Origin of the sequence: Pseudomonas sp. NPDC087639, from assembly GCF_044743385.1 — a bacterium.
Taxonomy (GTDB): domain Bacteria; phylum Pseudomonadota; class Gammaproteobacteria; order Pseudomonadales; family Pseudomonadaceae; genus Aquipseudomonas.
In genome coordinates, this window is the sequence record NZ_JBIUWI010000020.1 from 83861 (window position 1) to 84853 (window position 993).

Genomic DNA, 993 nt, shown 5'->3' on the forward strand with positions numbered 1-993 from the left:
CCCACTCTTGCGCGTGCGGGTAGGGGGTGTCCCAACCGGTGACGCGTTCGATCGGCGCTTCCAGGTGATGGAAGCAATGCTCTTGCACCAGCGATACCAGTTCGGCGCCGAAACCGCAGGTGCGGGTGGCTTCGTGCACCACCACGCAACGACCGGTTTTCTTCACGGAGTTGACGATGGTTTCCAGGTCCAGCGGCCACAGGCTGCGCAGGTCGATGACTTCGGCGTCGACGCCGCTTTCTTCAGCCGCGACTTGCGACACATAAACGGTGGTGCCGTAGGTCAGCACGGTCACGTCCTTGCCCGGACGGGTGATCGCGGCGACGTCCAGCGGCACGGTGTAGTAGCCGTCCGGAACCTGTGCGGCAGGGTGCTTCGACCACGGGGTAACAGGACGGTCGTGATGGCCGTCGAACGGGCCGTTGTACAGGCGTTTTGGCTCGAGGAAGATCACCGGGTCATCGTTTTCGATGGAGGCGATCAGCAGGCCTTTGGCGTCGTAGGGGTTGGACGGCATGACGGTGCGCAGACCGCAGACCTGGGTGAACATCGCTTCGATGCTCTGGCTGTGGGTCTGGCCACCGTAGATGCCGCCGCCGCAAGGCATGCGCAGGGTCATCGGCGCGGTGAACTCGCCAGCCGAGCGATAACGCAGACGCGCCGCTTCGGAAATGATCTGGTCGGAGGCCGGGTAGACGTAGTCGGCGAACTGGATTTCAGCCACCGGACGCAGACCGTAAGCGCCCATGCCGACGGCAACGCCGACGATGCCACTCTCGGAGATCGGAGCATCGAACACTCGCGAGGCGCCGTACTTGGTCTGCAAGCCCTCGGTGCAACGGAACACGCCGCCGAAATAACCGACGTCCTGACCGAACACCACCACATTGTCATCACGCTCAAGCATCACATCCATGGCCGAGCGCAGGGCCTGGATCATGGTCATGGTGGTCGTGGTCATGGCGGTTTCCAACTGAATATTGTTGTTGTGAT

Annotated in this window: 1 protein-coding gene; it reads right to left on the reverse strand. The window is 62.4% G+C overall.

The window, feature by feature from the left end:
- The coding region (locus ACIOVB_RS11335) for an alpha-ketoacid dehydrogenase subunit beta (protein ID WP_401267666.1) at positions 1-979 on the reverse strand (979 nt) is incomplete at its 3' end.
- Between the last annotated feature and the right edge of the window lie 14 nt (positions 980-993).